Source organism: Paenibacillus sp. JNUCC 35 (assembly GCF_058269095.1).
This window is the reverse complement of record NZ_CM177771.1, coordinates 3,414,048-3,436,705: the sequence shown is the minus strand read 5'-3', so window position 1 is coordinate 3,436,705 and position 22,658 is coordinate 3,414,048. Positions and strand designations below refer to the sequence as shown.

The 22,658-nt window shown below is 52.8% G+C and carries 22 protein-coding genes; 21 read left to right on the top strand and 1 reads right to left on the bottom strand.

What is annotated here, in order from left to right:
- The first annotated feature begins 105 nt into the window (after positions 1-105).
- The 8 genes from AC2TF6_RS15585 to AC2TF6_RS15550 all read left to right on the top strand — a co-directional run bounded on the left by AC2TF6_RS15585 (position 106) and on the right by AC2TF6_RS15550 (position 8,260).
- Complete coding sequence (locus AC2TF6_RS15585) at positions 106-822, top strand: response regulator transcription factor (protein ID WP_491307525.1); 717 nt, start codon at positions 106-108, stop codon at positions 820-822.
- Complete coding sequence (locus AC2TF6_RS15580) at positions 819-1,874, top strand: sensor histidine kinase (RefSeq protein WP_491307524.1); 1,056 nt, start codon at positions 819-821, stop codon at positions 1,872-1,874. Before AC2TF6_RS15585 ends, AC2TF6_RS15580 begins: the two co-directional genes overlap by 4 nt.
- Positions 1,875-1,956: 82 nt before the next feature.
- A complete protein-coding gene (locus tag AC2TF6_RS15575; protein ID WP_491307523.1) occupies positions 1,957-2,877 on the top strand; it encodes an ABC transporter ATP-binding protein in 921 nt (306 codons plus the stop codon).
- On the top strand, positions 2,870-3,604 hold the full coding sequence (locus AC2TF6_RS15570; protein WP_491307522.1) for an ABC transporter permease: 735 nt from the start codon (positions 2,870-2,872) through the stop codon (positions 3,602-3,604). The genes AC2TF6_RS15575 and AC2TF6_RS15570 overlap by 8 nt, the downstream gene beginning before the upstream one ends.
- A gap of 15 nt (positions 3,605-3,619) precedes the next feature.
- Complete coding sequence (locus tag AC2TF6_RS15565) at positions 3,620-4,447, top strand: undecaprenyl-diphosphate phosphatase (RefSeq protein WP_491307521.1); 828 nt, start codon at positions 3,620-3,622, stop codon at positions 4,445-4,447.
- 108 nt (positions 4,448-4,555) lie between these two features.
- Positions 4,556-5,515, top strand: coding sequence for an alpha/beta fold hydrolase (locus AC2TF6_RS15560; RefSeq protein WP_491307520.1), 960 nt, complete (start codon positions 4,556-4,558; stop codon positions 5,513-5,515).
- A gap of 151 nt (positions 5,516-5,666) precedes the next feature.
- A complete protein-coding gene (locus AC2TF6_RS15555; RefSeq protein ID WP_491307519.1) occupies positions 5,667-6,779 on the top strand; it encodes a DUF3626 domain-containing protein in 1,113 nt (370 codons plus the stop codon).
- 407 nt (positions 6,780-7,186) lie between these two features.
- The gene (locus AC2TF6_RS15550) at positions 7,187-8,260 is read left to right on the top strand and encodes a bifunctional 3-deoxy-7-phosphoheptulonate synthase/chorismate mutase (protein WP_491307518.1); all 1,074 of its coding nucleotides are present in this window, start codon (positions 7,187-7,189) and stop codon (positions 8,258-8,260) included.
- A gap of 91 nt (positions 8,261-8,351) precedes the next feature.
- Here AC2TF6_RS15550 and AC2TF6_RS15545 read toward each other — a convergent pair whose 3' ends face one another.
- Positions 8,352-8,525 (bottom strand): hypothetical protein, encoded by a 174-nt coding sequence (locus AC2TF6_RS15545; RefSeq protein ID WP_491307517.1) that lies wholly within the window; start codon positions 8,523-8,525, stop codon positions 8,352-8,354.
- Positions 8,526-8,954: 429 nt separating this feature from the next.
- Here AC2TF6_RS15545 and AC2TF6_RS15540 point away from each other — a divergent pair, with 429 nt between their 5' ends.
- The 13 genes from AC2TF6_RS15540 to AC2TF6_RS15480 all read left to right on the top strand — a co-directional run bounded on the left by AC2TF6_RS15540 (position 8,955) and on the right by AC2TF6_RS15480 (position 22,530).
- Entirely contained in the window at positions 8,955-10,379 is a 1,425-nt protein-coding gene (locus AC2TF6_RS15540) for an RtcB family protein (protein WP_491307516.1), read from the top strand.
- Positions 10,380-10,384: 5 nt separating this feature from the next.
- Positions 10,385-10,939 (top strand): RNA 2'-phosphotransferase, encoded by a 555-nt coding sequence (locus AC2TF6_RS15535; RefSeq protein ID WP_491307515.1) that lies wholly within the window; start codon positions 10,385-10,387, stop codon positions 10,937-10,939.
- A gap of 99 nt (positions 10,940-11,038) precedes the next feature.
- Positions 11,039-12,232, top strand: coding sequence for an MFS transporter (locus tag AC2TF6_RS15530; protein ID WP_491307514.1), 1,194 nt, complete (start codon positions 11,039-11,041; stop codon positions 12,230-12,232).
- A 506-nt stretch (positions 12,233-12,738) separates the two neighbouring features.
- Entirely contained in the window at positions 12,739-13,008 is a 270-nt protein-coding gene (locus AC2TF6_RS15525) for a hypothetical protein (RefSeq protein WP_491307513.1), read from the top strand.
- Between the two features lie 325 nt (positions 13,009-13,333).
- Positions 13,334-13,753: a GNAT family N-acetyltransferase gene (locus AC2TF6_RS15520; protein ID WP_491311668.1), complete on the top strand. Its 420-nt coding sequence runs from the start codon at positions 13,334-13,336 to the stop codon at positions 13,751-13,753.
- Between the two features lie 377 nt (positions 13,754-14,130).
- Positions 14,131-14,475: a P-loop NTPase family protein gene (locus AC2TF6_RS15515; protein WP_491307512.1), complete on the top strand. Its 345-nt coding sequence runs from the start codon at positions 14,131-14,133 to the stop codon at positions 14,473-14,475.
- Between the two features lie 639 nt (positions 14,476-15,114).
- A complete protein-coding gene (locus AC2TF6_RS15510) occupies positions 15,115-16,749 on the top strand; it encodes an ABC transporter substrate-binding protein (RefSeq protein ID WP_491307511.1) in 1,635 nt (544 codons plus the stop codon).
- A gap of 169 nt (positions 16,750-16,918) precedes the next feature.
- Positions 16,919-17,719 carry an alpha/beta hydrolase gene (locus AC2TF6_RS15505; RefSeq protein WP_491307510.1) on the top strand — a complete coding sequence of 267 codons (801 nt, stop codon included), beginning with the start codon at positions 16,919-16,921 and terminating at the stop codon, positions 17,717-17,719.
- A gap of 6 nt (positions 17,720-17,725) precedes the next feature.
- Positions 17,726-18,706: an ABC transporter substrate-binding protein gene (locus tag AC2TF6_RS15500; RefSeq protein WP_491307509.1), complete on the top strand. Its 981-nt coding sequence runs from the start codon at positions 17,726-17,728 to the stop codon at positions 18,704-18,706.
- Between the two features lie 27 nt (positions 18,707-18,733).
- Positions 18,734-19,741 (top strand): FecCD family ABC transporter permease, encoded by a 1,008-nt coding sequence (locus AC2TF6_RS15495; protein ID WP_369996240.1) that lies wholly within the window; start codon positions 18,734-18,736, stop codon positions 19,739-19,741.
- Between the two features lie 19 nt (positions 19,742-19,760).
- A complete protein-coding gene (locus tag AC2TF6_RS15490; protein ID WP_491311667.1) occupies positions 19,761-20,756 on the top strand; it encodes a FecCD family ABC transporter permease in 996 nt (331 codons plus the stop codon).
- A gap of 15 nt (positions 20,757-20,771) precedes the next feature.
- Positions 20,772-21,626: an ABC transporter ATP-binding protein gene (locus AC2TF6_RS15485; protein WP_491307508.1), complete on the top strand. Its 855-nt coding sequence runs from the start codon at positions 20,772-20,774 to the stop codon at positions 21,624-21,626.
- Position 21,627: 1 nt separating this feature from the next.
- Positions 21,628-22,530: an alpha/beta hydrolase gene (locus AC2TF6_RS15480; RefSeq protein WP_491307507.1), complete on the top strand. Its 903-nt coding sequence runs from the start codon at positions 21,628-21,630 to the stop codon at positions 22,528-22,530.
- Positions 22,531-22,658: the final 128 nt, after the last annotated feature.

The window sequence follows — 22,658 nt, the reverse complement described above, 5'->3', positions numbered from 1 at the left end:
TCTTTTTGCGGATATGCGTGTTTGCCGGTTTATTGGCTTTTAAAGGAGATTTCGGTAAACTGAGTGTACAAGAAGAGGCAAAATTGTTGCGGAGCAGGTGCACGGATGACGGGAATTCACATTCTTATTGCAGACGACGAGAAAGAAATCAGGGAGCTGCTGAAGACGTATCTGGAAAGAGAAACATACATGGCGGACACGGCGCATAACGGCGAAGAAGCGCTGCGGCTTGCGGAGGAACGCGATTACAGTTTAATCGTGCTGGATCTGATGATGCCGAAAGTAGACGGGATCGAGGTGTGCAGAAGACTTCGCCAGACGTCGAACGTGCCGATCCTGATGCTCACGGCCAAAGACCAGGAAGTGGATAAATTGGTCGGACTAAGCATCGGAGCCGACGATTACATCACCAAGCCGTTCAGTATTCACGAGGTGATCGCGAGGATCAAGGCGCATTTGCGGAGATACAAAGTGCTGGGCAGCGAAAACAACGAGAATAGTCCGGCAGCGGAAACGGCTCTGACCTCCGGAGACTTGAAGCTGGACCCGAAGACATTCACGCTGTCCAAAAACGGAGAAGAGATCGCGTTAACGGCTAAAGAATTTGAGCTGCTGAAATTTTTTATGACGAACCCCGAACAAGTTTTCACCAAAACCCAGATTTTCCGCCAAGTCTGGAACAGCGATTATCTGGAAGACGATAATACCGTCATGGTCCATATCCGCAAGCTGCGGAAAAAAATCGAGGAAGATCCGTCCGATCCGAAAAGAATCGTAACGGTCTGGGGGATCGGCTACAAATTCGCGGGTGAGAGACTATGAAAAGAGATCCCGTTAAGCTGCTGGGCATGATCCATTTGATTTTACTGGCGGCCCTTGCCGGGCTTACGGCAGTCGGCACCCCGAGCGCCTTGACGAGCGGGGTGCTGTTTGCCGCGCTTTTTGCGTCCGCAGCGGGACTGCTCATGTCCAGATTCCGTTATACCGCCAGGCTCCGGGACATTAACCGTCAATTGGCAAGGGCGCTTGAAGGCAACGTGAACACCCGGATTTTGGCGAACGACGATCCGGCTCTGAACGAAGTCATTTTCTCGGTCAATGAATTGATCGGACAGCTGGACAAGCTCCAGGTTTATACGATAAAAACCGAAACGGGCCGCAAAAGGTTCCTCTCGAATATTTCGCACGATATCCGCACTCCGCTGACGTCCATCATCGGCTACATCGACGCTTTGAGAGACGGCGTGGCGGGAAGCGAGGAACAGAAGCGGCAGTATCTGGATGTGCTGGCCCGTAAATCCGGGGCCTTGAAGAAGCTTATCGACGAAGTGTTTCTGCTGGCCAAACTGGACGCGGATGAGCTCCGGCTTCAACCCGTCAGGCTTGATCTGGCCGAAGCCGTACGCGAAGCCGTCATCGAGTTCCTGCCGGAACTGCATAAAGCGGGGCTGGAGCTGGTTCTGCGGCTCCCCGAGGAAGCTTGTCCCGTTGTCGCGGACCGGGTCAGTCTTCTGCGGATGCTGAATAATTTGATTCAAAACGCCGTCAAGCACGGAGCGGACGGGAATAAGCTGGGCCTGGAACTATCCTGCGCGCAGGGGAAGTACTGCCTGACGGTCTGGGACAACGGAGCGGGTATTCCCGCAGAGGAGCGCGGCCTCGTCTTTGAACGGATGTACAGGACGGATGCGTCGAGAAGCCGGGCCGGCGGCGGGAGCGGTCTGGGGCTGGCGATTGCGAAAGCTCTCGCCGAGAAGCATGGAGGAACGTTGGGAGCGGACAGCGAGCCGGGCGTACGGACCGCTTTTTACCTGACTCTGCCGGAAACGGGCAAGGGTCTTCAGCCCGCGGACGACATTTTAAGAAACAATTAAGAACTTGTTAAGAGGCATTTAAAATCGGCTGCTTATCCTGAATAAAGACAGAGAAAAGATCCATACGGAGCAGGAGGGAACCATGAGCGCCATTATCAGAACAACGGGTTTGACCAAAACTTACGGAGACCAGAAAGCGGTGGACCGCTTGGAGCTGACCGTGGGGCAGGGACAGATTTACGGCTTCCTGGGCCGCAACGGAGCGGGGAAAACGACCACCATCCGGATGCTGCTGGGGCTGATTAAACCCACGGAAGGGCAGATCGAACTTTTCGGTGAAAATTTGTTCAAACACAAACGAAATCTTTTAAGAAGGATCGGTTCGATCGTCGAACATTCGGGCTTTTACGAAAATTTGACCGGAGCCGAAAATCTCCTGATCAACGCGAGGCTGATGGGGGTCCACAAGAAGACGGCGATCCAGGACGCGCTTGAAATCGTCAGCCTCCACCAGGAGCCGAAAAAGCTCGTCGGACAGTATTCGATGGGCATGAAGCAGCGTCTCGGCATAGCGAGAGCCGTCCTGCATCATCCCGAGCTTCTTATCCTGGACGAGCCGACGAACGGTCTCGATCCCATCGGGATCAAGGAAATCCGGAGGCTGATCAAATCGCTCGCCGAGGAAAGGAAAATGACGATCCTCATTTCCAGCCACATTTTGCCCGAAATCGAACAGTTGGCCGATCAGATCGGGATTGTTCACCAGGGTCGTCTTTTGGAGGAAATTTCCTTCGAAGAACTTCGTAAACGCAACCGCAAACATCTGGAGTTTCAAGTGTCGGACGACAACAAGGCGGCCATGCTGCTGGAAAAAGAGCTGGACATTCACGATTACGAAGTCCGGGGTGAAGGCAAAATCCGCATCTATTCCCATATCGGCCGTCAAGCCGGTCTGAACCGGTTGTTCGTGGAGAACGGCATCGACGTTTCCCGCCTTACGATCAGTGAAGACAGGCTGGAGGATTATTTCATCAAGCTGATAGGAGGCGGAACGATTGGTTAATCTGCTGTATACCGAACTGTTGAAATTAAAACGCGCGAAAATGTTCCTGGTCAGCGTCATTGGAGCCGCCGCCGCGCCCGTCCTTATGTTTATCGGATTCCTTAACATGAAAAGCGAAAAACCGGACACATCCGTTACGTACGAAATCTCCTTCTACAACACGAATATGTATGTGCTGCTGCTCAGTGGAACTCTGCTGTACGGCGTCATAACGGCTTACCTGTTCAACCGGGAATACGTGGAGGACACGCTCAAAAATCTGCTGACCATTCCCGTTTCGCGCACGAGCCTGCTTTTCAGCAAACTGCTTATGCTGCTGATCTGGATCGTTGCGCTGACGCTGATATCCTGGGGATTTACGTTCGTTTTCGGGCTGATCGGCGGATTCGACGGGCTCACGATCCACGTCATTCTGTACTCGCTGGGCCGGTATCTGATCGGAGCGGTCCTGCTCTTTCTGCTGTCGACCCCTTCAATTTTCGTTACGTTCTGGTTCAAAAACTATGTGCCGACCATTATTTTCACGGCCATTGCCACTATGGCAAACGTAGCTCTTGTAGATAAGAAGTACAGCGCTCTGTTTCCATGGTCGGCGGTTCACGTCGTCGCCAACAAAGCATATGTGCCCGAATATCCGGTTCTGTACTCTGTCCTTGCCATTCTGGCTGCGTCTATCGCGGGGTTGGCGGCAACGATTATTTACTTTAACAAATCGGATATTCAATAAAAGGAGCATGCGGCTATGAATCTATGGGAAGCTTTTGCGGCGTTTATACTCGGACTGGTCGAAGGGCTTACGGAGTTTGCTCCGGTTTCTTCCACCGGCCATATGATTATCGTGGATGATGCCTGGTTTCAGACCAAGGATTGGTTTACTCCACAGGCGGCCAACACCTTCAAGGTCGTCATTCAGCTCGGTTCCATCCTGGCTGTAGTCGTTCTGATGCGGGACCGTTTTATGAACCTGTTCGGCTTGAAAAAACTACCGGGTCAGGACGGGGGAGGTCCGCGCCTCAACCTTCTTCAAGTTATCGTGGGACTTATTCCTTTCGGCGTTCTGGGCGTTCTCTTCGAAGATTATATCGACGAGTATCTGTTCTCCACACGCACGGTCGTCATCGGGCTTGTACTCGGAGCCGTCCTCATGCTGGTTGCGGAATGGCGGCGGCCGGCCGGCCCGAAGACCGATACGGTGGACCGGCTGACGTATAAACAAGCGCTGGGCATGGGTTTGTTCCAGTGCCTTGCCATGTGGCCGGGCTTCTCCCGTTCGGGTTCCACTATATCCGGGGGAGTGCTGCTGGGGCTGAGCCACAAGGCGGCGGCCGATTTTACGTTTATTATGGCCGTTCCGATCATGGCCGGCGCAAGCTTTTTGAAGCTGCTCAAAAGCTGGGACTCGATTCCATCGGAGGCCATCCCTTTCTTCGCCGTCGGCTTTGTAAGCGCGTTTGTGTTCGGCCTGATTTCCATCCGCTTCTTTCTGAAGCTGATCAACCGGATTAAGCTCGTTCCGTTCGCGATTTACCGGCTCGTGCTGGCGGCAGTCATTTACATGGTGCTGCTTTAGACGGAGCAAAAATTGTGGTTGTTTTTTGTTTAAACCGGGTGATATGATCAAGGTAGATTAGGAAAAAACCTCCAATTATACATATACAAGAAGAAAGGAAAGTTCAAAATGCCCTTAATTGATCTGCCATTGGAAAAGCTGAAAGAGTACCAGGGAAGAAATCCGCGTCCGACAGACTTTGACGAGTACTGGGAGCGCGCGCTGGCCGAACTGGATTCCGTAGATCCCCAGGTGGAACTGGTTCCGTCGGACTTTAAGGTCCCTTACGCCGAGTGCTTCGACCTGTATTTTACCGGTGTAAAAGGGGCCCGGATTCACGCCAAATACGTGAAACCGAAATCGGACGGCAAACCGCATCCGGCGGTCCTTCAGTTTCACGGCTATACCGGCCATGCCGGAGACTGGCTGGAGCGGCTTCCGTACGCCGCGCTCGGCTATTCGGTAGCGGCGCTGGACGTACGCGGTCAGGGCGGAAAGTCGCAGGATATCGGCGGGATTGCGGGCAATACGCATCACGGTCACATTATCCGCGGACTGGATGAGCATCCCGACGAGCTGCTGTTCCGCCATGTTTTCCTGGATACGGTCCGTCTGGCGCGGATCGTGATGGATTTCGAGGAAGTGGACGGCAGCCGCGTCGCCACGATGGGCGGATCGCAGGGCGGCGCGCTGGCGCTCGCTTGCGCGGCACTGGAGCCGCGCATCCGCAAGGTCGCGGCCAACTTCCCGTTTCTGAGCGACTACAAACGCGTCTGGGAAATGGATCTGGCCAAGGACGCTTATGCGGAGCTGCGTACGTACTTCCGTTTCTTCGATCCCCAGCACAAGCGGGAAGACGAAGTGTTCTACAAGCTGGGCTATATCGACATCCAGCACCTGGCTTCCCGGATTACGGCGGATATTTTGTTCGGCATCGGCCTGATGGATACCGTATGCCCGCCGTCCACGCAGTATGCGGTGCTTAATAAATTGAGGGCGCCGATACAGCTGGAGATCTACCCCGATTTTGCTCACGAGGGACTTCCGGGTATGGGCGATAAACAATTTATGTTTTTGCAGCAGCTGTAAAATGACCGCAAAGGCCGGGGGATTTTTCCCTTGGCCTTTGTCGTGTTTCGGGCCTATAATCTGTAGTAAGTCAGACATCGTCGCGGATACATGAGGATGTTTGCAGGAAGTCAGGTATCATCACGAGAAGATGCGGAGAGGGGGATTCGCGATGACGGAGCTGAAACGTTGCCAGGAGCGGGCACTGGAGGCCATTGAGGCCAAAGCAGCGGCGGCGGAGCCGCATGCGAGGGAGAAGGCCGCCGGGATTTTGCGCGAGGCGGATTTCGACGCTTTGTCCGCGGAGGAGCTGTGCGCAGCGGTTTTGGCCCGCTCCCGCGTCACGCTGAATTTTCACCCGGACCGGCTCATTGCGGGGGGCCTTACCGTTGCGGAAGGGCTGCTGCAGGACGGCGAATACCGGAGCCAGTTCGAAACGCGCATCTCCAGCGGCGGCCTGAGCGCTTATCCGGGCGGGGACCGCGACCGCTGGGAGCGAAGCCTGTTCGCGGGCGCGTATCAGGCGGAGAGCGTGCAGCCGTGCGACCGGCCGAAATACGGCGCGCTGAACGTGATGCGCTACGCGGACGGGGCGTCGCCGCGCTTCGGGTCCTGCCATTTCCGGCTGAAAGCCGGCGTCCTGGACCGGTGCACGTTTACCTGCGGGGACAGCCATGCGCAGCCGGAACATGCGGGCACCCGCAAGGTGTTTATGCCGGTGCTGGCGGCCCTGCTCGAAGAGGCGCGGACCACGGGCTCGGCGCTCGCTTCGGATGTGCGCGATGCGGGGGCGTTTGCAGCCCGCTGTCTGAGCGCGGCGGAGCCTGCGAGCAAAAACGGGCTGCCCGGTCCGGGTGCCTCCGGCGGAATAGGCCGCGCTCTCGACGCCTACATCGAAGCGCAGATACACGGGGCGATCCGCCTGGAGTCCGATGTGGACGCGCTCGTCGCGGACCCGTCCTTTCAAGGCACCGCCACCGGCGCGCAGCTTGACGCGCTGAGCGAGGCTTACGGGATTCCGCTCTATTGGCATCCCGGCTTCCGGCTTGCCGCCGGATCGGTGCCGGAAGATTTCCGCGGACCCGTTATGCCTCCGCTTGCGCGGCGAGTCGCTGCGTCCTACGGGACGGGGGCGGCATCCCCGGACGTGTTCGATGCGGCCGCGATCGGCAGAGCCGCGGCCAGCTTGCATCGTCAGCCGGAAGCATGGGCGGACTTCGGGACCCCGGCCGAGGTGCTTCAATATTTGAAGCAGCTGTGGCACGTGCTCGTCCGCTTCGGCTGATTGCCGGGCTGGGAGGTTGATTCATCACGGTAAAGCGACCTCGCATTAAACCGATAGCTTGCTTTTATTTTTCCCATTGGAGTAGAATGAGTAAAATTACTTGTTGAACAGGCTGAGAAGGAGAGAGTAAGCGGATTGACATTTATGACAGGAACGGACCGCCACCGACTGAGAGCGTCCGAGAAAATGTCCCCGCCGAAGTTCACTCCGGAGCCGGTGCCTGATGGACAGCCGCAAGCGGCTTTCTCTAGGGTTGCCCGTATTCCCTTCGTTACAGGGCCGAAAGTGAGAGGACCGAGCTTTTTTGTGCAGTCCGTTCTCTCGAATAAGGGTGGTACCACGACTTCTCGTCCCTTGCGGAGGAGAGGTCTTTTTTTATTTTCTGGACATAAAAAGGAGAGATTACGATGGCACAAGGAAATTTAGATACACTGCGTGAACGGCTGGATACGATTAACGGCCAATTGCTGGAGCTGCTTTCGGAGCGGGCTGAAATCGTTCAGGAGATCGGACAGGAGAAAGAACGCCAAGGAGTCCCGAAATTCGATCCCGTCCGCGAAAAGAAAATGCTCGATGAACTGGTGGTGCTCAATAAAGGGCCCTTCAGCCATGAGACGGTCCGGCATCTGTTCAAGCAGATTTTCAAAGCGTCGCTTAACTTGCAGGAGGAAGGCCAGAAGAAACATCTGCTCGTAAGCCGCAAAAACAAGAGAGAAGACACGATCGTCACACTGGGTGACGGAATTTCGGTCGGAAACGGCAAGCCTGTCATGATCGCCGGTCCTTGCTCCGTCGAAAGCTACGAACAGGTCCGTCAAGTCGCGGCTGTTCTGAAAGAAGCCGGTGTGACGGTCATGCGCGGAGGGGCGTTCAAACCCCGGACATCTCCTTACGATTTCCAGGGCCTTGGCATCGAAGGGCTGAAAATTCTTAAAGAAGTGGCCTCCGAATTCGGCCTCAAAACGATCAGCGAAATCGTCGACCCGGCGCATATCGAAATCGCCTGCGATTACATCGATGTGATCCAAATCGGCGCGCGCAATATGCAGAACTTCGAGCTGCTTAAAGCGGCCGGCGACGTGCGCGTTCCCGTTCTGTTGAAGCGCGGTCTGGCGGCCACGCTCGATGAGTTCCTGAATGCGGCGGAGTACATCGTGTCCCGGGGCAACACGCAGGTGATGCTGATCGAGAGAGGGATCCGCACCTACGAGAAGGCGACGCGCAACACGCTCGACATTTCGGCCGTGCCGATCCTCAAGCAGGAGAGCCATCTGCCGGTGCTTGTCGACGTCACCCACTCCACGGGACGCAAAGATATTTTGGCGCCCTGTGCGAAAGCGGCACTTGCCGCAGGGGCGGACGGCGTAATGGTCGAAGTCCATCCGGACCCGGCTACCGCTCTTTCCGACGCTGCCCAGCAGCTGAATTTCAAGGAATTCGGAGACTTCTACAAAACGGTAACGGAGTCCGGCCTGTTTTAAGTATCCCGAGTCCGCATAGCGGAGAAGGTTATAAAAAGAACCAGCACAGCTCCTTCTTTCCTAGGAAAGTAGGGCCGGCTGGTTCTTTTTTTCAAACGAGACGGTAATCGTCTATTTTCTCGCCGTCTTCCCAAATTTCCAGGAACAGCGCATCGCAATCTTCGAAATCTTCCGGTTTAAACGCCATGGCTTTCTCTTCGTCCGGCGTCACGCACACATTCTCCGTACTCTCTCCGTTAAACGAGAGAACCGCATAAATCTTCATCGTGCATTCTCCTTCTTATGAGCTTAGTGTCCTCCTGCCATTATAAATTTCTTGATCGTTTTAAGCAAAAGTAAAGAGGGATGCTTGATTGTAGATCAGCCCCGTTTTTATGTAAATTTTTTAAGGTTCGAATGATTATAATTATTTTTTCCCAGTGGTATGGATTGACAATTTGCCGTAGCAGACCGTATGATGGGTACAATTATTCGAAAGGAGGCCGGAAACAATGACATTTACCATCTCCCGCACTCAATTGAACAGAGAAGTCCATTTCACCGGTCTCGACGGGATCATGTGAAAGTTGGTCAGGTGCATGTTTTCCGCATGCCGTCCTGAATAACCGTGCTGCAGACAGCCATGGACGCGAGGTCCATGGTTTTTTGCGTTTATTTTTTATCAAGTTTCTCAACCAAGAAAGGAAGTCTATCTATGAAAGAAAACTACTACCGCCAGGTAAAACTGCCCTCGGGGATCGTACACGTGTACGCCGGACCGTCCTTATATGAGGCGCTGGACTATAAAGTATTCGAAATGGCAAACAACAATTTGCAAATCCCGAACGGGGTTTATATGAGTTATACACCGGACGTACACGTCGGAGTCGGCACCTGCATCGGCACTACGGCCGTCTGGAACAGTGAGGACGGGTATGTATCCCCCTCTATCGTGGGGAGCGATATCGGCTGCGGCATGAGGGTTCATCTGACGAATCTGCACAAGGACGAGCTGAAGGATTTGAAGCTGCGGAAGAAGCTGGTGCGCACGATTGAGAAGTACTTGCCGGTCGATTCCCATACCCGAGGACATTTTTCCGATATTCGTTTGGAGACGGTGGTGAAAAAAGGGCTTCACGGCCTTCCGAAAAAGTACATTCCCGACGGCTATACGCCGCGTAAAGCCAAATCGCTGACTCACGTGGAATCGAGCCGCTTCGGTTTTGACGAGAATTCGCTGAACCGGCTGCCGGAAAACGTCTGGCACCGTTCTCATCGCCAGCTCGGAACGCTGGGGGGAGGCAATCATTTCGCCGAAATCCAGTCGGTGGAAATTGCGGAAGAAAACCGGGCGACGGCGGAAGCATGGGGGTTGTTTGACGGTCAGGTCATCGTCATGATCCATTCCGGATCGCGTGCGTGGGGCGGATCGGTCAGCCAGTTGTGCGGAAGCGACATCAAACGAATGATGCGGGCCGAAGGTATGGGGACAGCCGATCCTAATCTGCTGTTCGCCTCCTTGGATCACCCTTTGGCCGTACAGTATACGGATCTGATGTATTCGGCACTGAACTATGCGGTCGTAAATCGTCATCTTATCGCGTATGCCATCCGGGAAGCCGGCAAAGACGTGTTCGGTTCCAAATTCGAGTTGACCACCCTCTACGATCTGATGCATAACTACGCTTGGGAGGAAGATACGGAAGATGAAGGCCGCCGGGTATTCGTCCACCGCAAGGGGGCTACGCGCGCGCTTCCCGCAAATCATCCGGATAATCCCGAGCCTTACGCTTCGACGGGCCACCCCGCGTTAATTCCGGGCTCGATGGGAACTTCTTCTTATATTATGGTGGGTGCGGACGGAGGAAAAGCCAATTATCATTCCATCTGCCACGGAGCGGGGCGCATCCGGTCCCGAAGTGCTACGAAAAGGCTCGTAACCGTAGATGAATTTTCCGCCAGTATGCGCGTGGGTACGGAGGACGAGGTCGTCGTGAACCAGCGTTCCCTCGAAACGATTCTCGACGAATCGCCGCAGGCCTATAAGGATGTGGATCAAATTATCGAAAGTGTCGTCGGCGCGGGCCTCGCGTCCGTTGTTGCCAAGTGCAGGCCGATGGCTGTCATCAAAGGAGTTTGATAAAGATGCTGACATCAAAGAAAGATACACGCTTAAGCAAGCTGATGAGCAAAATGTTGCGACACACGCCGGGAAATTTCAGACTTGTTCTCGACGGAGAGGGTTTCTGCTCTCTGGGGGATTTTTTGACTGCTTTGAATCGTGTGTCCGGTTTCGAAGATGTTCGTCCCGAAGACATTCAAAGAGTAGTCCGCGAATGCGAAAAACAGCGGTTCGAGATTGCGGAGGACTATATCCGGGCCAGATACGGGCACAGTCATGAACGAATTACGTACGAGGCGGCCGAACCGCCTTCTGTCCTTTATCACGGAACGAACCGGAAGGCCGTTGCCCTAATTATGGCCGAGGGGCTCCTGCCCATGTCCCGCCAATACGTGCACCTGTCCGAAGGGCTGCATTTCGCTGCTTTAGCGGGAAAGAGGAGAGGAGAACTCGTCATTCTCGAGGTGGATACAGCCCTCGCTGGACATAAAGGCGTCCGGTTTTATTATGCCGGGAACGAAGTATGGCTGGCGGACCGGATTCCGGCCGAATGCTGCCGTCCGATTGCCGATCAATAATCGTTATCAGTCGGTCCTGCAGGGTGGAGTTTATTCAATAAGCGTGCTAACATAGATCATTGTCTTATCGAATAGCGGAAAGGGGATCAACCGGACATCATGAATCATGCACAACTTGCGGGTAAAACGGAAACGGTCAAGGACCGGTTCCCGCTCGCGCTAATTTCCTTAACGTGCGGCGCCTTTGCCATCGGAATGACCGAATTTGTCATTATGGGGCTGCTGCCCAATGTGGCAGGGGATCTTCATGTCTCCATCCCGCATGCGGGACAACTGATTACGGGCTATGCGCTCGGAGTAGCGGTCGGGGCCCCGCTGCTGGCGGTCGCTACACACCGTCTGCCGCAGAAAATGCTGCTCTGCCTGCTGATGGTGCTGTTTATCCTCGGCAACATGGTAGCTGCCATCGCCCCGAATTACGGCCTGCTGATGGGGGCGAGGCTGTTGACCGCGCTGGCGCACGGCACTTTCTTCGGCGTCGGCTCGGTTATCGCCGCCAATCTGGTGAAGCCGCACCGCAGGGCCGCGGCTGTCTCCATAATGATGGCGGGACTCACAATCGCCAATATCATCGGCGTTCCGTTCGGCACGTTTATCGGCCAGAATCTGGGCTGGCGGGCATCGTTCGGGGCAGTGGCCGTGATGGGCGTTATTTCGCTCATCGGAATCCTGGCCCTGATTCCGGTCATTCCCCGGGAGGAATCATCCAGCCTGGTCCGGCAGATCCGGGCGCTGGCGCAGCCGAGACTGCTGCTTGTTCTTCTTACGGGAGCTATCGGCTGCAGCAGCCTGTTCACCGTGTTCACTTATATCGCCCCGCTCCTGGAGCAGGTGACCGGTTATGCGGAGCACAGTGTGACGTGGATTCTCGTTTTATTCGGCTTCGGCGTTACCTTCGGCAATATTCTGGGCGGAAAGCTGGCGGACTGGAAGCTGATGCCGGTGATGATCGGCAGTTTCGCCGTACTGGCGCTTATTTTGGCGGTCTTTGCCTACACGGTTTATCTGCCAGCTGCGGCTGTAGTGACGATTTTCATATGGGGCGTCGCCGCTTTCGGAGTGTTGCCCGGCCTTCAGGTCAAGATTATGACGCTGGCCAAAGACGCTCCCGCCCTTGCTTCAACGTCCAATCATTCGGCCTTGAATCTCGGTAATGCCGGAGGAGCTTTCCTCGGCGGCATGGTCATTAACCAAACCGGTTTATCGACGCTTCCTTGGGCCGGAGCGGTTTTGTCCCTGATCGGCATGCTGCTTGCGCTCTGGGTGTTCGCATTGGACAGAAAAACGGCCTGATCTCATCAGGCGGTATTAGCCGTAGAGAAGTAAAGCAGGTTTTGAGACCGCCCGTCATGCGGTTCTCTAACGAGCGACGGGATGTTCGCGCATACGACACATGTGGAGTGCTTAATATTGATGGTACTGAATTAATGAGATGTGACAGTATCGCTCAAATGTATTAATTTTAATGGTTGTGTACACGTCGACTCTGTTATTAAGCTATACCAGCTACAAAGGCATTGATTGTAATGATATGATCGGTACACTTAGGCACTGATATTAAGCTAACTGCCAGGATAGTTAATAGGAAAGATTACATTATTGTTGGGCATTTATGTATAATGACCTTATAGGATTATTTTTCCTTAGACAATGAGGGGGATTCGCCAATGACTAGCCGTGAAGTAAAAGACCTAAAGCGTGATGTTATCGCCCTTGTCCTAGTAGCGGTGGTTATCGGGCTTGTCTTCCTTGTTACTTGAGTATCTAGGACGGTCGACGATACGACGCCCATAACCCGCATGGCCGAAGCCACCGAACGCCTAGGCACCTTTGTAGATAACTACGATTCACTTACGCCCGTTCAACTAATGACCGCCGACCTTGAACCGCAAATATACGTAGATGCCGCCACCATTGCACCCGACGAAGGAACCGCGAACGACCTACGCCATGCTGCCGATCTGATTACGAAGTATAACGACGGCGCAGGGGTTGAAAAGCTACAAGAAGCCTACGACATATTGACCGAAGTTGTTCCACATTTCCGCGAAGTAGCTAAAAACACATAAAGTGTACGGAAAAGATTTTTTTCTCTATTTATCTAAAAAACAATATACGATAATAGGGCCTAGATTCATTGCAATATTACGTACTCCAGTCATGTGGAGTGTCTAATATTGATGATTCTGAAACAATAATTGAGATGTGACCGTGCGGCTCAAAGGCATTGATTGTAATGATATGATCGTGTACACTTAGGCATTGGTATTAAGCTAACGGGGCAGTTTAGTGGAAGAAGGACAATCTAGATTTTAACCCGAAAATATATAAATGGAAATAATTCTAAATGATACGTTATTATTTATCTTTGTAAAAGAAAGTGAGAGTGAAAATATGAATATTAGAGTAGCGAGTGAATTAGACTACCCTGCTTTAAGACGTATATACTTAGAATCACGTCGTAAAAGTTTTTATTGGGCGGATATAGAAGAAATGACTTTAGAAGATTTTGATAAGCATACTGTAGGAGAGTATATAATTTTAGCAGAGGAAGATGCTAAAATTCTTGGATTTGCTTCTTTGTACTTGCCAGATAATTTTATACATAATTTATTTGTTCGCCCTGATTTCTCAGGTAAGGGTGTTGGTGGTCAGTTGGTTAATGCCTCCATAGAAAAAATGAATAAACCAATAAGATTGAAGTGTGTGTCTGAAAATCAAAAGGCAATGAAATTCTATGAAAATAATGGTTGGAAGAAAGTTGTTGAAGAAGGTAAACCAGAAGAAAAATATTGGGTTATGGTATATGAATAAAATATATGAATGATAGCCTGTTTTATTAGGTTCTTTTTTGATGTTAAGCTAACGGGTACGATAGTTGAAGAAATCGCCTTATCATAGGTAATTTGTTTCTGTATTTATCTAAAAAACAATATACGATAATAGTGCCTAGATTCATCGCAATATTACGTACTCCAGTCATGTTGAATGTGTAGTGTCGACATACCGTGTTGACAAATAACGGGAACGCCTAAACCTTAATTCAAATTAACGAACTTGGTATAGCTCATGCTCAAGCAGCATGAGCTATTATTTTGCTTCTAAATTTATTTACAAAGTCATTGATCGTTATTTATTTGCAGAGTTTTGTTTGAGAGTGGCTCAAGCCTTCCAAGAAAGGAGAAAATCTAATGAATGAAATGATTGAGATAAGATCTGCTAACGAAAACAATTTAAAGAATATTTCAGTTGACATTCCTAAAAAGAAAGTCACCATTATTACTGGTGTTTCAGGATCAGGCAAGTCTTCTTTGATATTCGATACTTTAGCAGCAGAATCCCAGCGAATGCTAAATGATACCTATTCGGCTTACATACAACAATTATTGCCTCATTACACCCGTCCTAAGGTTGAAAGAATTAATCATCTTCCCGTTTCTATAAAAATGAATTGGATATGCTTTTATATTCTGAAGAAATCGTTCCTGAAAATCCTACTCAAGCATGGCACAAATCGGCAAAATATAGTGGGTTGATTCCGCGAATTCGAAGCGCCTTTCTTGAGAAAGATCAAAAACAGTATAAAGAAGAAATTGCAAAGATTGTTGAGGAGCAGATTTGTCCAGACTGTCATAATCTCATGATATCATATTTTTTTGAGCAAAAATTTGAGAGTGAGTGTTACTTTTGTTTTTGCTTACTTATCAGGATGGAATCAAACTTATCGGCAGCAGCCTTATCAGCAGATCGGAGGGCGAGGAGGAATGGGCATCATTTATTAATGGAATGCCTGAAAGAGTTGAATTGCTTCGTTCAAGATGACAACTAAACAGAACCCTATTAGAATCGAGAAAATCCTTATAAATCAAGGCTTCAAAGTGCCACAGCAGATGGAAAACAAATAGCCTATGCAGCCGCGTATGAAACATTTTACGAGGGGACTGAACATGGGAAGCTTCGCAAGGTTAAAGCCGCATACCGGCCGGTACCGCCGGAACAATGGAAGACCGCACAGACATGTGCGGTCTTTTTTTTCATTCGGATTCTCAAAGAACGGAACATCTGCTATAATCAAATGATATTGAGAATCATTATCAGAAACATGTATCTCGGTATATTAAACCCGGCAGACTCGGGAACAGAACGATATTCCAACAGAATGGGAGGAGAAACGGTTGAGTGACTCTATAACCGACAACGAAAAAATGCGTCCGGGTTTATCGGCAGCCGTTACGGACGTTTCCTATAAAGTACGTCAAGTTGAAGCAATCAAGGCCGGGGACGGCTGGGAAATGGATTACCGGCTCATCGATCAGCATGTGCTGATCGTCGTTACGGCCGGCGAAGGAGCTTTGAAGCGGGACGGCAGTCTTAGCCGCCTGGAAGCAGAGAACATACATGTCTGCTTGCCCGGCGAAGTAATCGGAATGAAGACGGAGGCAGGCGGTCTGGAGCTGACATGGGTCGGATTCGACCTTTTTTATGAGGACGAGACGGGTGAAGGATGCCGGAAGGGAACGTGGAACGAACCGCAGGTGCTGCCCGTTCATTCTCTTTCGCATTTTTCCGTGCTGAGCGAGGCACTTTCTACCTACTGGCACAGTGCCGATCCTTTCGACCGGCTGAGAGCCCAGGCGGCTTTTCTTGAATTGATCCATTCGATTTCCGCCCATATGCGGGACGAATCCCACCTGGATGCCCGAAGCGCTTTGGAACGCACCCGGCACTATATCGAAAATCACTACCAGACCAACATCACGATTGACGAGCTCGCACGAATGGCCGAAGTATCTCCGAAATACTATGGGGATTTGTTTAAAAAAACGTACGGCCTCAGCGTAATCGACTACTTGACCGAACAGCGGGTTAACCGCGCCAAGCAGTTAATGGCGTTATCCCAATCCCGCCTAAAGGACATCGCTCACGTAGTGGGCTATCAGGATGAATTTTACTTCAGCCGGAAGTTTAAGCAGGAAGTGGGCGTCTCGCCCACGGTTTATATGAAGAACCGGCGGAAAAAAATCGCGGTCCATCATTCGCATCTGATCGGCCAATTGTTGGCCATTCATCATCTTCCGTATGCGGCGCCCCTTCATCCCAAATGGACCGGCCACTATTACGAGAATTACCGGTCCGATATTCCCGTTCATCTCAGCGCCTACCGGTACAGCGAAGACTGGGAGCACAACATCGAGAAGCTGCGGGAAACGAAGCCGGACCTTATCCTTTCGATGGACACCCTCAATCCGGGAGAAAAAGAGCGCCTCGAGCAGGCGGGAAAAGTGCTGTATATTCCCGATCGCCCGGCGGATTGGCGGGAGCAGCTGCTGCTTATCGCCGCTTATCTGGACCGGACGGCCGAAGCCGAAACGTGGCTCGGTAAATACGACCGCCGCGTGGAGTCGCTCCGCGGCAGACTGCGTAAACGGACGGGAGAAGAAACTTTTTTGCTGATCAGCTTACATAAACAGGAGATCCGGATATGCGGAACCCGGAGCATGGGAGACGTGTTTTTTCACGAGCTGGGTATGAAGCCGGCCTTTGACTACACCCGGGACCAAATCAATGTGCCGATTCTACCGGAGCAGTTGGCGGAGCTGGACGCGGACCATATCCTCGTCAACGTCTGCCAGGAAACGGAGACGCTCCGGCGATGGCAAGATCTGCAGGCGACGGCTCTTTGGCGGGATCTCCACGCGGTGCGGCAGAACCGGGTTTACGAAATCCCTTCCGATCCTTGGCGGGAATACTCGGCTTCCGGGCACGAGCGTATTTTGGGTGAAGTGGAAAAGCTCTTTTTGCGGAAATAGTCCAGATTGAATTCCGTGTATTGTCCATGTCCCGCTAAAGAAACGTGGGTTATAATTTCAATTGAGAATTGTTATCAATACAAATATTCAAAAAAGAACCTCCCTCTTTTTTTTGTTATTAAGTGATAATGATTCTCAGTTTTTACAAAGAGAGCGTCGGGGGAATGGCATGGAAAGCAGTAGAGAAAGAGGAAGTCTGGAGCAGCAAGTCTTTCAAGGCAGGACGCTGACCGTTTATACGCCGCCGTCCTACGGCTCGACGGACAAGCGTTACCCGGTCGTCTATGTCAACGATCCGTCCGATTATATGGATACGGTCACCAACCAGGCGGTTACCCGTATGGAAGAGCTTTTCCGGGAGAGGAAGCTGCCGGAACTGATTCTCGTCGGTTTGGAGCCGGATGAGCGGCTGGATGAATATACGCCTTGGCCGGCGAAGGCGCTGGTGGAATCCGTCCAAGATTTCGGCGGCTACGGCAAAAAATACCTGGATCTCGTCGTTCATGAACTCAAGCCTTATATCGACGGACGCTACGAGACGTTGGCGGGACCTGCCGGTACGGGGATGATCGGAGCTTCGCTCGGCGGTCTGATCTCGATGTTTGCGGCGTTCGAGCATCCTTCGGTTTTCGGGAGAATCGGCAGCATCTCGGGGTCCTTCTGGTATGAAGGCATCATCGAGTATATGCGGGGGCATATGATTGCCGACGAAGGCCAAAGGTTTTACATGTATGTGGGGGATCAAGAAGGCGTCGGCAAGAAGACGATTCAGAGTGCCATGATGGCCAGAACCCGGCAGGCTTACACGCTGCTTGCGGACTCCGGTTTTAACGGCGCCAGGCTGCGCCTCATTATCGGCGAGGGCGGGCAGCATCAAGTTCCCGTATTCGTGGAACAGTTTCCCGAAGCATTGAAGTGGATTTTCGGTATGGATACAAACACATTTTTTCCGGATACAGAGAGGGGTTAGAGAAAAATGAAAAAAACATGGGTGGCAGCCGGTCTGGTTGCCGTAACACTATTATCTTCCGCATGCGGAGCGCAAAAAGAGGCGGCAAAGACAGGCGGCGCGGAAGCGGCGAAAAGCCCGGCCCCGACAGCGGCGGGCACGAACGAAACGCGTAAAATCACTTACCTCGGCAAGGAATATACCGTACCGTCCAAAGCGGAACGCATCGTAGTGGCCGGCTCCTTCGAATCGATGGAAGACGCACTCGTGCTCGGCGTGAAACCGGTAGGCGCAAATTCAGTCGGCGGCAAGTTCCCCGAGCTGTTTAAAAGCATTACGGACAAGGCGGAATTCGTGGGCGAGAAAACGCAGCCGAATCTGGAGACGATTCTCAAACTGAAACCGGATGTCATTCTCGGTTCCACCAAATTTCCGCCGGAAATGATGGAAAAGATGAACAAGGTTAAAGTCACGCTCCCGATTTCCCACGTTTCGACCGATTGGGAAGCCAATCTGAACGTGCTGGCGGAACTGACCGGTCATCAGGACAAGGCTAAAGAAGTGATCGAGAAATATAAAAAAGAAGCCGCCGCCGCAAAAGAGAAACTCGGCGCGTCGCTGAAAGACAAAAAAGTGCTGGCGATTCGTCTCCGTGCGGGCAGCATCGCCATTTATCCGGAAGGCGTGTTCTTCAATTCATCCCTGTACGGCGATCTGGGCCTCACCGCGCCCGAAGAAGTGAAGCAGGCTAAGGCGCAGCAATTGATTTCGATGGAGAAATTGTCTGAAATTAACCCGGATTATATCTTCATCCAGTTCTCCGAAGACGAGAATAAAGAGCAGCCGAAAGTGATGGAAGACCTTCAGAAGAATCCGATCTGGCAGAGTATTACGGCCGTGAAAAACCAAAAAGTGTTTATCAATGTCGTAGACCCGCTGGCGCAAGGGGGAACGTCGTACAGCAAGTTCAAGTTCCTTGAGGCCGCTCTTCCGAAGCTGACCAACTAAATTTTAAACCGAAACGAGTAATCCGATATGAAAAGAAGTCTGGCAAAACCTCAATGGATCTTATGGGCTTCACCTGTGATCATCGTGTTCATCATTGTGCTGTCCATTCTGTACGGGGCCAAACAAATTCATCTGCAAACGGTCATGGACGCCCTGTTCCATTTCGATCCGGGTAATGTCGATCATCAGATCATCCGGACCTCCCGTTTGCCGAGAGTAGTGGGGGCGCTTCTAATCGGAGCGTTCCTTGCCATATCGGGCGCGCTCATGCAGGGGATGACAAGGAATTACCTTGCATCCCCTTCCATCATGGGGGTGACCGACGGCTCAGCGTTTGTCATTACGCTTTGCATGATATTTCTGCCCAATTCGTCTTCATTGGATATGATCTTCTATTCCTTGATCGGCTCCGCGCTCGGGGTCGGCATTGTATTCGGGCTCGCCTCGCTGCTCCCGAACGGACTGACACCTGTGCGGATGGCGATCGTCGGCACAGTCATCGGCACGTTTCTCAGCAGTGTTTCGGCGGCTCTTTCCATGTATTTTCAGAAATCGCAGAACATAAGCTTCTGGTACAACGCGAGACTTCATCAACTGGAGCCCAAGCTGATTCTGCTGTGCATTCCTTTTGCGGTTATCGGTCTCATCGCGGCCTTCCGGATCGCGAAATCGATCACGATTCTCTCGCTGGGAGAAGAAGTCGCCATTAACCTGGGACAGAGAACGCTGCTGGTCAAGATCGTCGCGATGGGCGCGGTCGTTATTCTGACGGGGATCTCGGTAGCTCTGGCCGGCAAAATCGGATTTGTGGGACTGATTATTCCCCATATTACCCGCTTCCTGATCGGAATCGACTACAAATGGGTGATTCCGTGCGCGGGTGTGCTGGGCGGTATTTTCCTGGCTTTGGCGGACGTTCTCAGCCGCTTCCTGAATTATCCGTACGAAATGCCGATCGGTGTCGTGACCGCTATTATCGGCGTGCCGTTTTTCCTGTATCTGGCGAGGACGAGAGGCGGGGAAAAGCATGCCTAAACAATCGTTCAGCCGCTATATGCTGGTCCTTCTTACCGGCATAGGACTTATCGCGATCACCGCTTATACAAGCTTGACCAACGGTTCATTCGATATCACGGTCGGGGACGTGGTGAATACGCTCCTCCGGATCGATCCGAGTCCCGAGAACGATCTCGTCATTCTCGAATTCCGGCTGCCGCGAATCGTGATTGCGGGACTGGTCGGCATGGGACTCGGCATTGCGGGAACCGTTATTCAGGGAATTACCCGCAACGGGCTGGCGGACCCGGGCATTCTCGGCATCAACGCCGGCGCCGGGGCAGCCATCGTTATCTTCATGTTTTTCTTCCAGGGCAAGCTGCACGGTACGGGCTGGTGGGGGATTATGACGATGCCTCTGTTCGGGCTGGTCGGCGGGCTCGCGTCCGCCGTTCTCATCTACCTGTTTTCCTGGAAAAACGGACGGATCGATTCCCAGCGCCTGATTTTAACGGGAATCGCAATCGGAGCCGGATTCAGCGCTCTGGCTTTGTTCCTGACGCTCAAGATGGATGCCAAAGATTTCGAAATGGCCGCCGTCTGGACGTCGGGCAGCATTTACAACGCCAACTGGAAATATGTCGTTTCCATTTTGCCGTGGCTGCTTATCCTGATCCCGCTTATACGCAGAAGCGCGTACACCCTGGATCTTTTCCAGCTCGAAGAGAGCAGCGTGAAAAGTCTGGGGGTAAATGTGGAAAGGCAGAAGGGGATTCTTCTGCTGGGCAGCATCGGGCTTGTCAGCGCGTGCGTTTCCGTGTCCGGGGGGATCGGCTTTATCGGGCTGATGTCGCCGCATATCGCCAAACGTCTGGTCGGCGTTCATCATAACCGTGTTCTGCCGGTCAGTGCGGTTATCGGAATGCTGCTCGTGATCGGATCGGATTTTATCGCCAAAACGGTATTTATGCCGGTCGAACTGCCTGTAGGTGTCATGATCTCGATCATAGGCGTTCCGTATTTTATTTACCTGCTGTTTAAGGCTAAAGCATAGAGGGAGTGTTCGTCCTTGAGTATCATACGTGTGGAGAATCTGGAAACGTGTTATGAAAAGAACAGCGTATTCCGTGATCTCAATTTTGAGGTGAAGGAAGGGGAGGTCACCACCATCATCGGGCCAAACGGCTGCGGTAAATCGACGCTGCTTAAAACGATCGGACGCATTCTGAAGCAGAAGAACGGGAACGTTTTTTTCCGCGGACAGAATTTGAATGCGATCCCGACCCGGAAGATTGCTCAGCATATCGCGCTCCTGCCGCAGAATCCAGTCGCCCCTCCGGAGCTTAAAGTGGAAGAACTCGTTTCGTACGGACGCTATCCGCACCGCAAAAACCTGAACAGGCTGTCTCCCCAGGATAAAGAAGTGATCGAGTGGGCGCTCGCAGTCACGAATGTGGCCTCCTTCCGGGATCGAGAGATCGGAAGCCTGTCGGGCGGACAGAGGCAGAAAGTATGGCTGGCGATGGCTTTCGCCCAGGATACGGAAGTGCTGCTGCTCGACGAGCCGACGACCTTCCTGGACATGGCCCACCAGCTGGAAGTTCTCCAAATCGTAGAGAAAATGAATATGGAGCGGAAGCAGACAATCGTCATGGTGCTTCACGACATCAACCATGCGGCTCGGTTTTCCCATCGGATCGTCGCTATGAAAAGCGGGCAAATTATCGCGACCGGACATCCTCATGAAATCATCACCAGAGAAGTGCTGAATCAGGTGTTCCACATCGATGCCCGGATTATGCTGGACCCGGAGAACGGGGCACCCGTCTGCTACGGTTATGAAAGCTATTTGCGCAATAAGGCGGCTTCGGCCGCAGGCAGCACGGAACCGCAAAAAGAAGCGGTAGGCGAAGGAGTGAGATAGATTGAGTACAATCAACCGAGAGTATGCAGAAACCGGAGGGGCGGCAGCCGGAGTCCTGGAGCGTGTGACGATGCCGCGGTCCGAGCAGCGCACCATGCGGTCGCGCGCGGAAAACCGGGAATACCGGATTTTCATCGCCGTCCCCGAAGGGGAAGCGCCTGCATCCGGATTCCCCGTGGTGTACGTGCTGGACGCCAATTCCGTCTTCGGCACGATGGTGGAAGCGGTCCGCGTCCAGTCCCGGGCGCCGGAGAGAACCGGCGTTATTCCCGCTATCGTGGTCGGTATCGGCTATCCGACGGACGGACCGTTTCATCCCGCGCGGCATTACGATTTCACGCGTGAAATCCGTCTGGAGGATCTGCCCTTCAAGCTTCGAGGGGGGGAGCAGCCCGAGCATGGGGGAGCCGAAGCTTTCATGGCGTTCATCGAAGACGAGCTGAAGCCGCGGATCGAAGAGACATACCCTATCGACCGCAGGAGGCAGACGATCTTCGGCCATTCGCTGGGCGGACTTTTTGTGCTGCATATGCTGTACGCCAAGCCGGAAGCGTTCCAATGTTACGTAGCGGGAAGCCCCTCCATCCACTGGAACAAGCGGGTGCTGCTCGAAGAGGAGCGGGCTTTCGCGTCCAAGCTGTCAGCCTCGGGCGGACAGTCGACGGAGGGGGCTGCGGATATAAAGTTGTTCCTTGCCATCGGGGAACTGGAAAAGTCGCATCATACCGGCGGCGGAGAGAACGCGTCCGAGCTTTGTGAGCGGCTTTCGGTGTTAAGCGAATACGGCATGGTGACGGAGTTTAAGGAGTTTGAGGGAGAGGGCCACGTCTCCGTACTGCCGCCGCTGATCAGCCGCGCCGTGCGGTTCGCGCTTCGTCCCGAACCCGCTGACCGGCAAGTGTAGCGGAGTTTACGTGGCCGTCCACCGCAGCGGTCCTGCGCCGTCCAGTTCATCGAAATCAGGCACGATTCATGTCAGGCAACGTCCGGGGCAGCCGCAATGGCTGCATTCGGGCTGAGACGGACCGGAAT

What these genes read in the sequence shown, in the direction of transcription:
- AC2TF6_RS15585 (WP_491307525.1), top strand. Translation starts at nt 106, where the DNA reads ATGACGGGAATTCACATTCTTATTGCAGACGACGAGAAAGAAATCAGG.
- AC2TF6_RS15580 (WP_491307524.1), top strand. Translation starts at nt 819, where the DNA reads ATGAAAAGAGATCCCGTTAAGCTGCTGGGCATGATCCATTTGATTTTA.
- AC2TF6_RS15575 (WP_491307523.1), top strand. Translation starts at nt 1,957, where the DNA reads ATGAGCGCCATTATCAGAACAACGGGTTTGACCAAAACTTACGGAGAC.
- AC2TF6_RS15565 (WP_491307521.1), top strand. Translation starts at nt 3,620, where the DNA reads ATGAATCTATGGGAAGCTTTTGCGGCGTTTATACTCGGACTGGTCGAA.
- AC2TF6_RS15560 (WP_491307520.1), top strand. Translation starts at nt 4,556, where the DNA reads ATGCCCTTAATTGATCTGCCATTGGAAAAGCTGAAAGAGTACCAGGGA.
- AC2TF6_RS15555 (WP_491307519.1), top strand. Translation starts at nt 5,667, where the DNA reads ATGACGGAGCTGAAACGTTGCCAGGAGCGGGCACTGGAGGCCATTGAG.
- AC2TF6_RS15550 (WP_491307518.1), top strand. Translation starts at nt 7,187, where the DNA reads ATGGCACAAGGAAATTTAGATACACTGCGTGAACGGCTGGATACGATT.
- AC2TF6_RS15545 (WP_491307517.1), bottom strand. Translation starts at nt 8,525, where the DNA reads ATGAAGATTTATGCGGTTCTCTCGTTTAACGGAGAGAGTACGGAGAAT.
- AC2TF6_RS15540 (WP_491307516.1), top strand. Translation starts at nt 8,955, where the DNA reads ATGAAAGAAAACTACTACCGCCAGGTAAAACTGCCCTCGGGGATCGTA.
- AC2TF6_RS15535 (WP_491307515.1), top strand. Translation starts at nt 10,385, where the DNA reads ATGCTGACATCAAAGAAAGATACACGCTTAAGCAAGCTGATGAGCAAA.
- AC2TF6_RS15530 (WP_491307514.1), top strand. Translation starts at nt 11,039, where the DNA reads ATGAATCATGCACAACTTGCGGGTAAAACGGAAACGGTCAAGGACCGG.
- AC2TF6_RS15525 (WP_491307513.1), top strand. Translation starts at nt 12,739, where the DNA reads ATGGCCGAAGCCACCGAACGCCTAGGCACCTTTGTAGATAACTACGAT.
- AC2TF6_RS15520 (WP_491311668.1), top strand. Translation starts at nt 13,334, where the DNA reads ATGAATATTAGAGTAGCGAGTGAATTAGACTACCCTGCTTTAAGACGT.
- AC2TF6_RS15515 (WP_491307512.1), top strand. Translation starts at nt 14,131, where the DNA reads ATGAATGAAATGATTGAGATAAGATCTGCTAACGAAAACAATTTAAAG.
- AC2TF6_RS15505 (WP_491307510.1), top strand. Translation starts at nt 16,919, where the DNA reads ATGGAAAGCAGTAGAGAAAGAGGAAGTCTGGAGCAGCAAGTCTTTCAA.
- AC2TF6_RS15500 (WP_491307509.1), top strand. Translation starts at nt 17,726, where the DNA reads ATGAAAAAAACATGGGTGGCAGCCGGTCTGGTTGCCGTAACACTATTA.
- AC2TF6_RS15495 (WP_369996240.1), top strand. Translation starts at nt 18,734, where the DNA reads ATGAAAAGAAGTCTGGCAAAACCTCAATGGATCTTATGGGCTTCACCT.
- AC2TF6_RS15490 (WP_491311667.1), top strand. Translation starts at nt 19,761, where the DNA reads ATGCTGGTCCTTCTTACCGGCATAGGACTTATCGCGATCACCGCTTAT.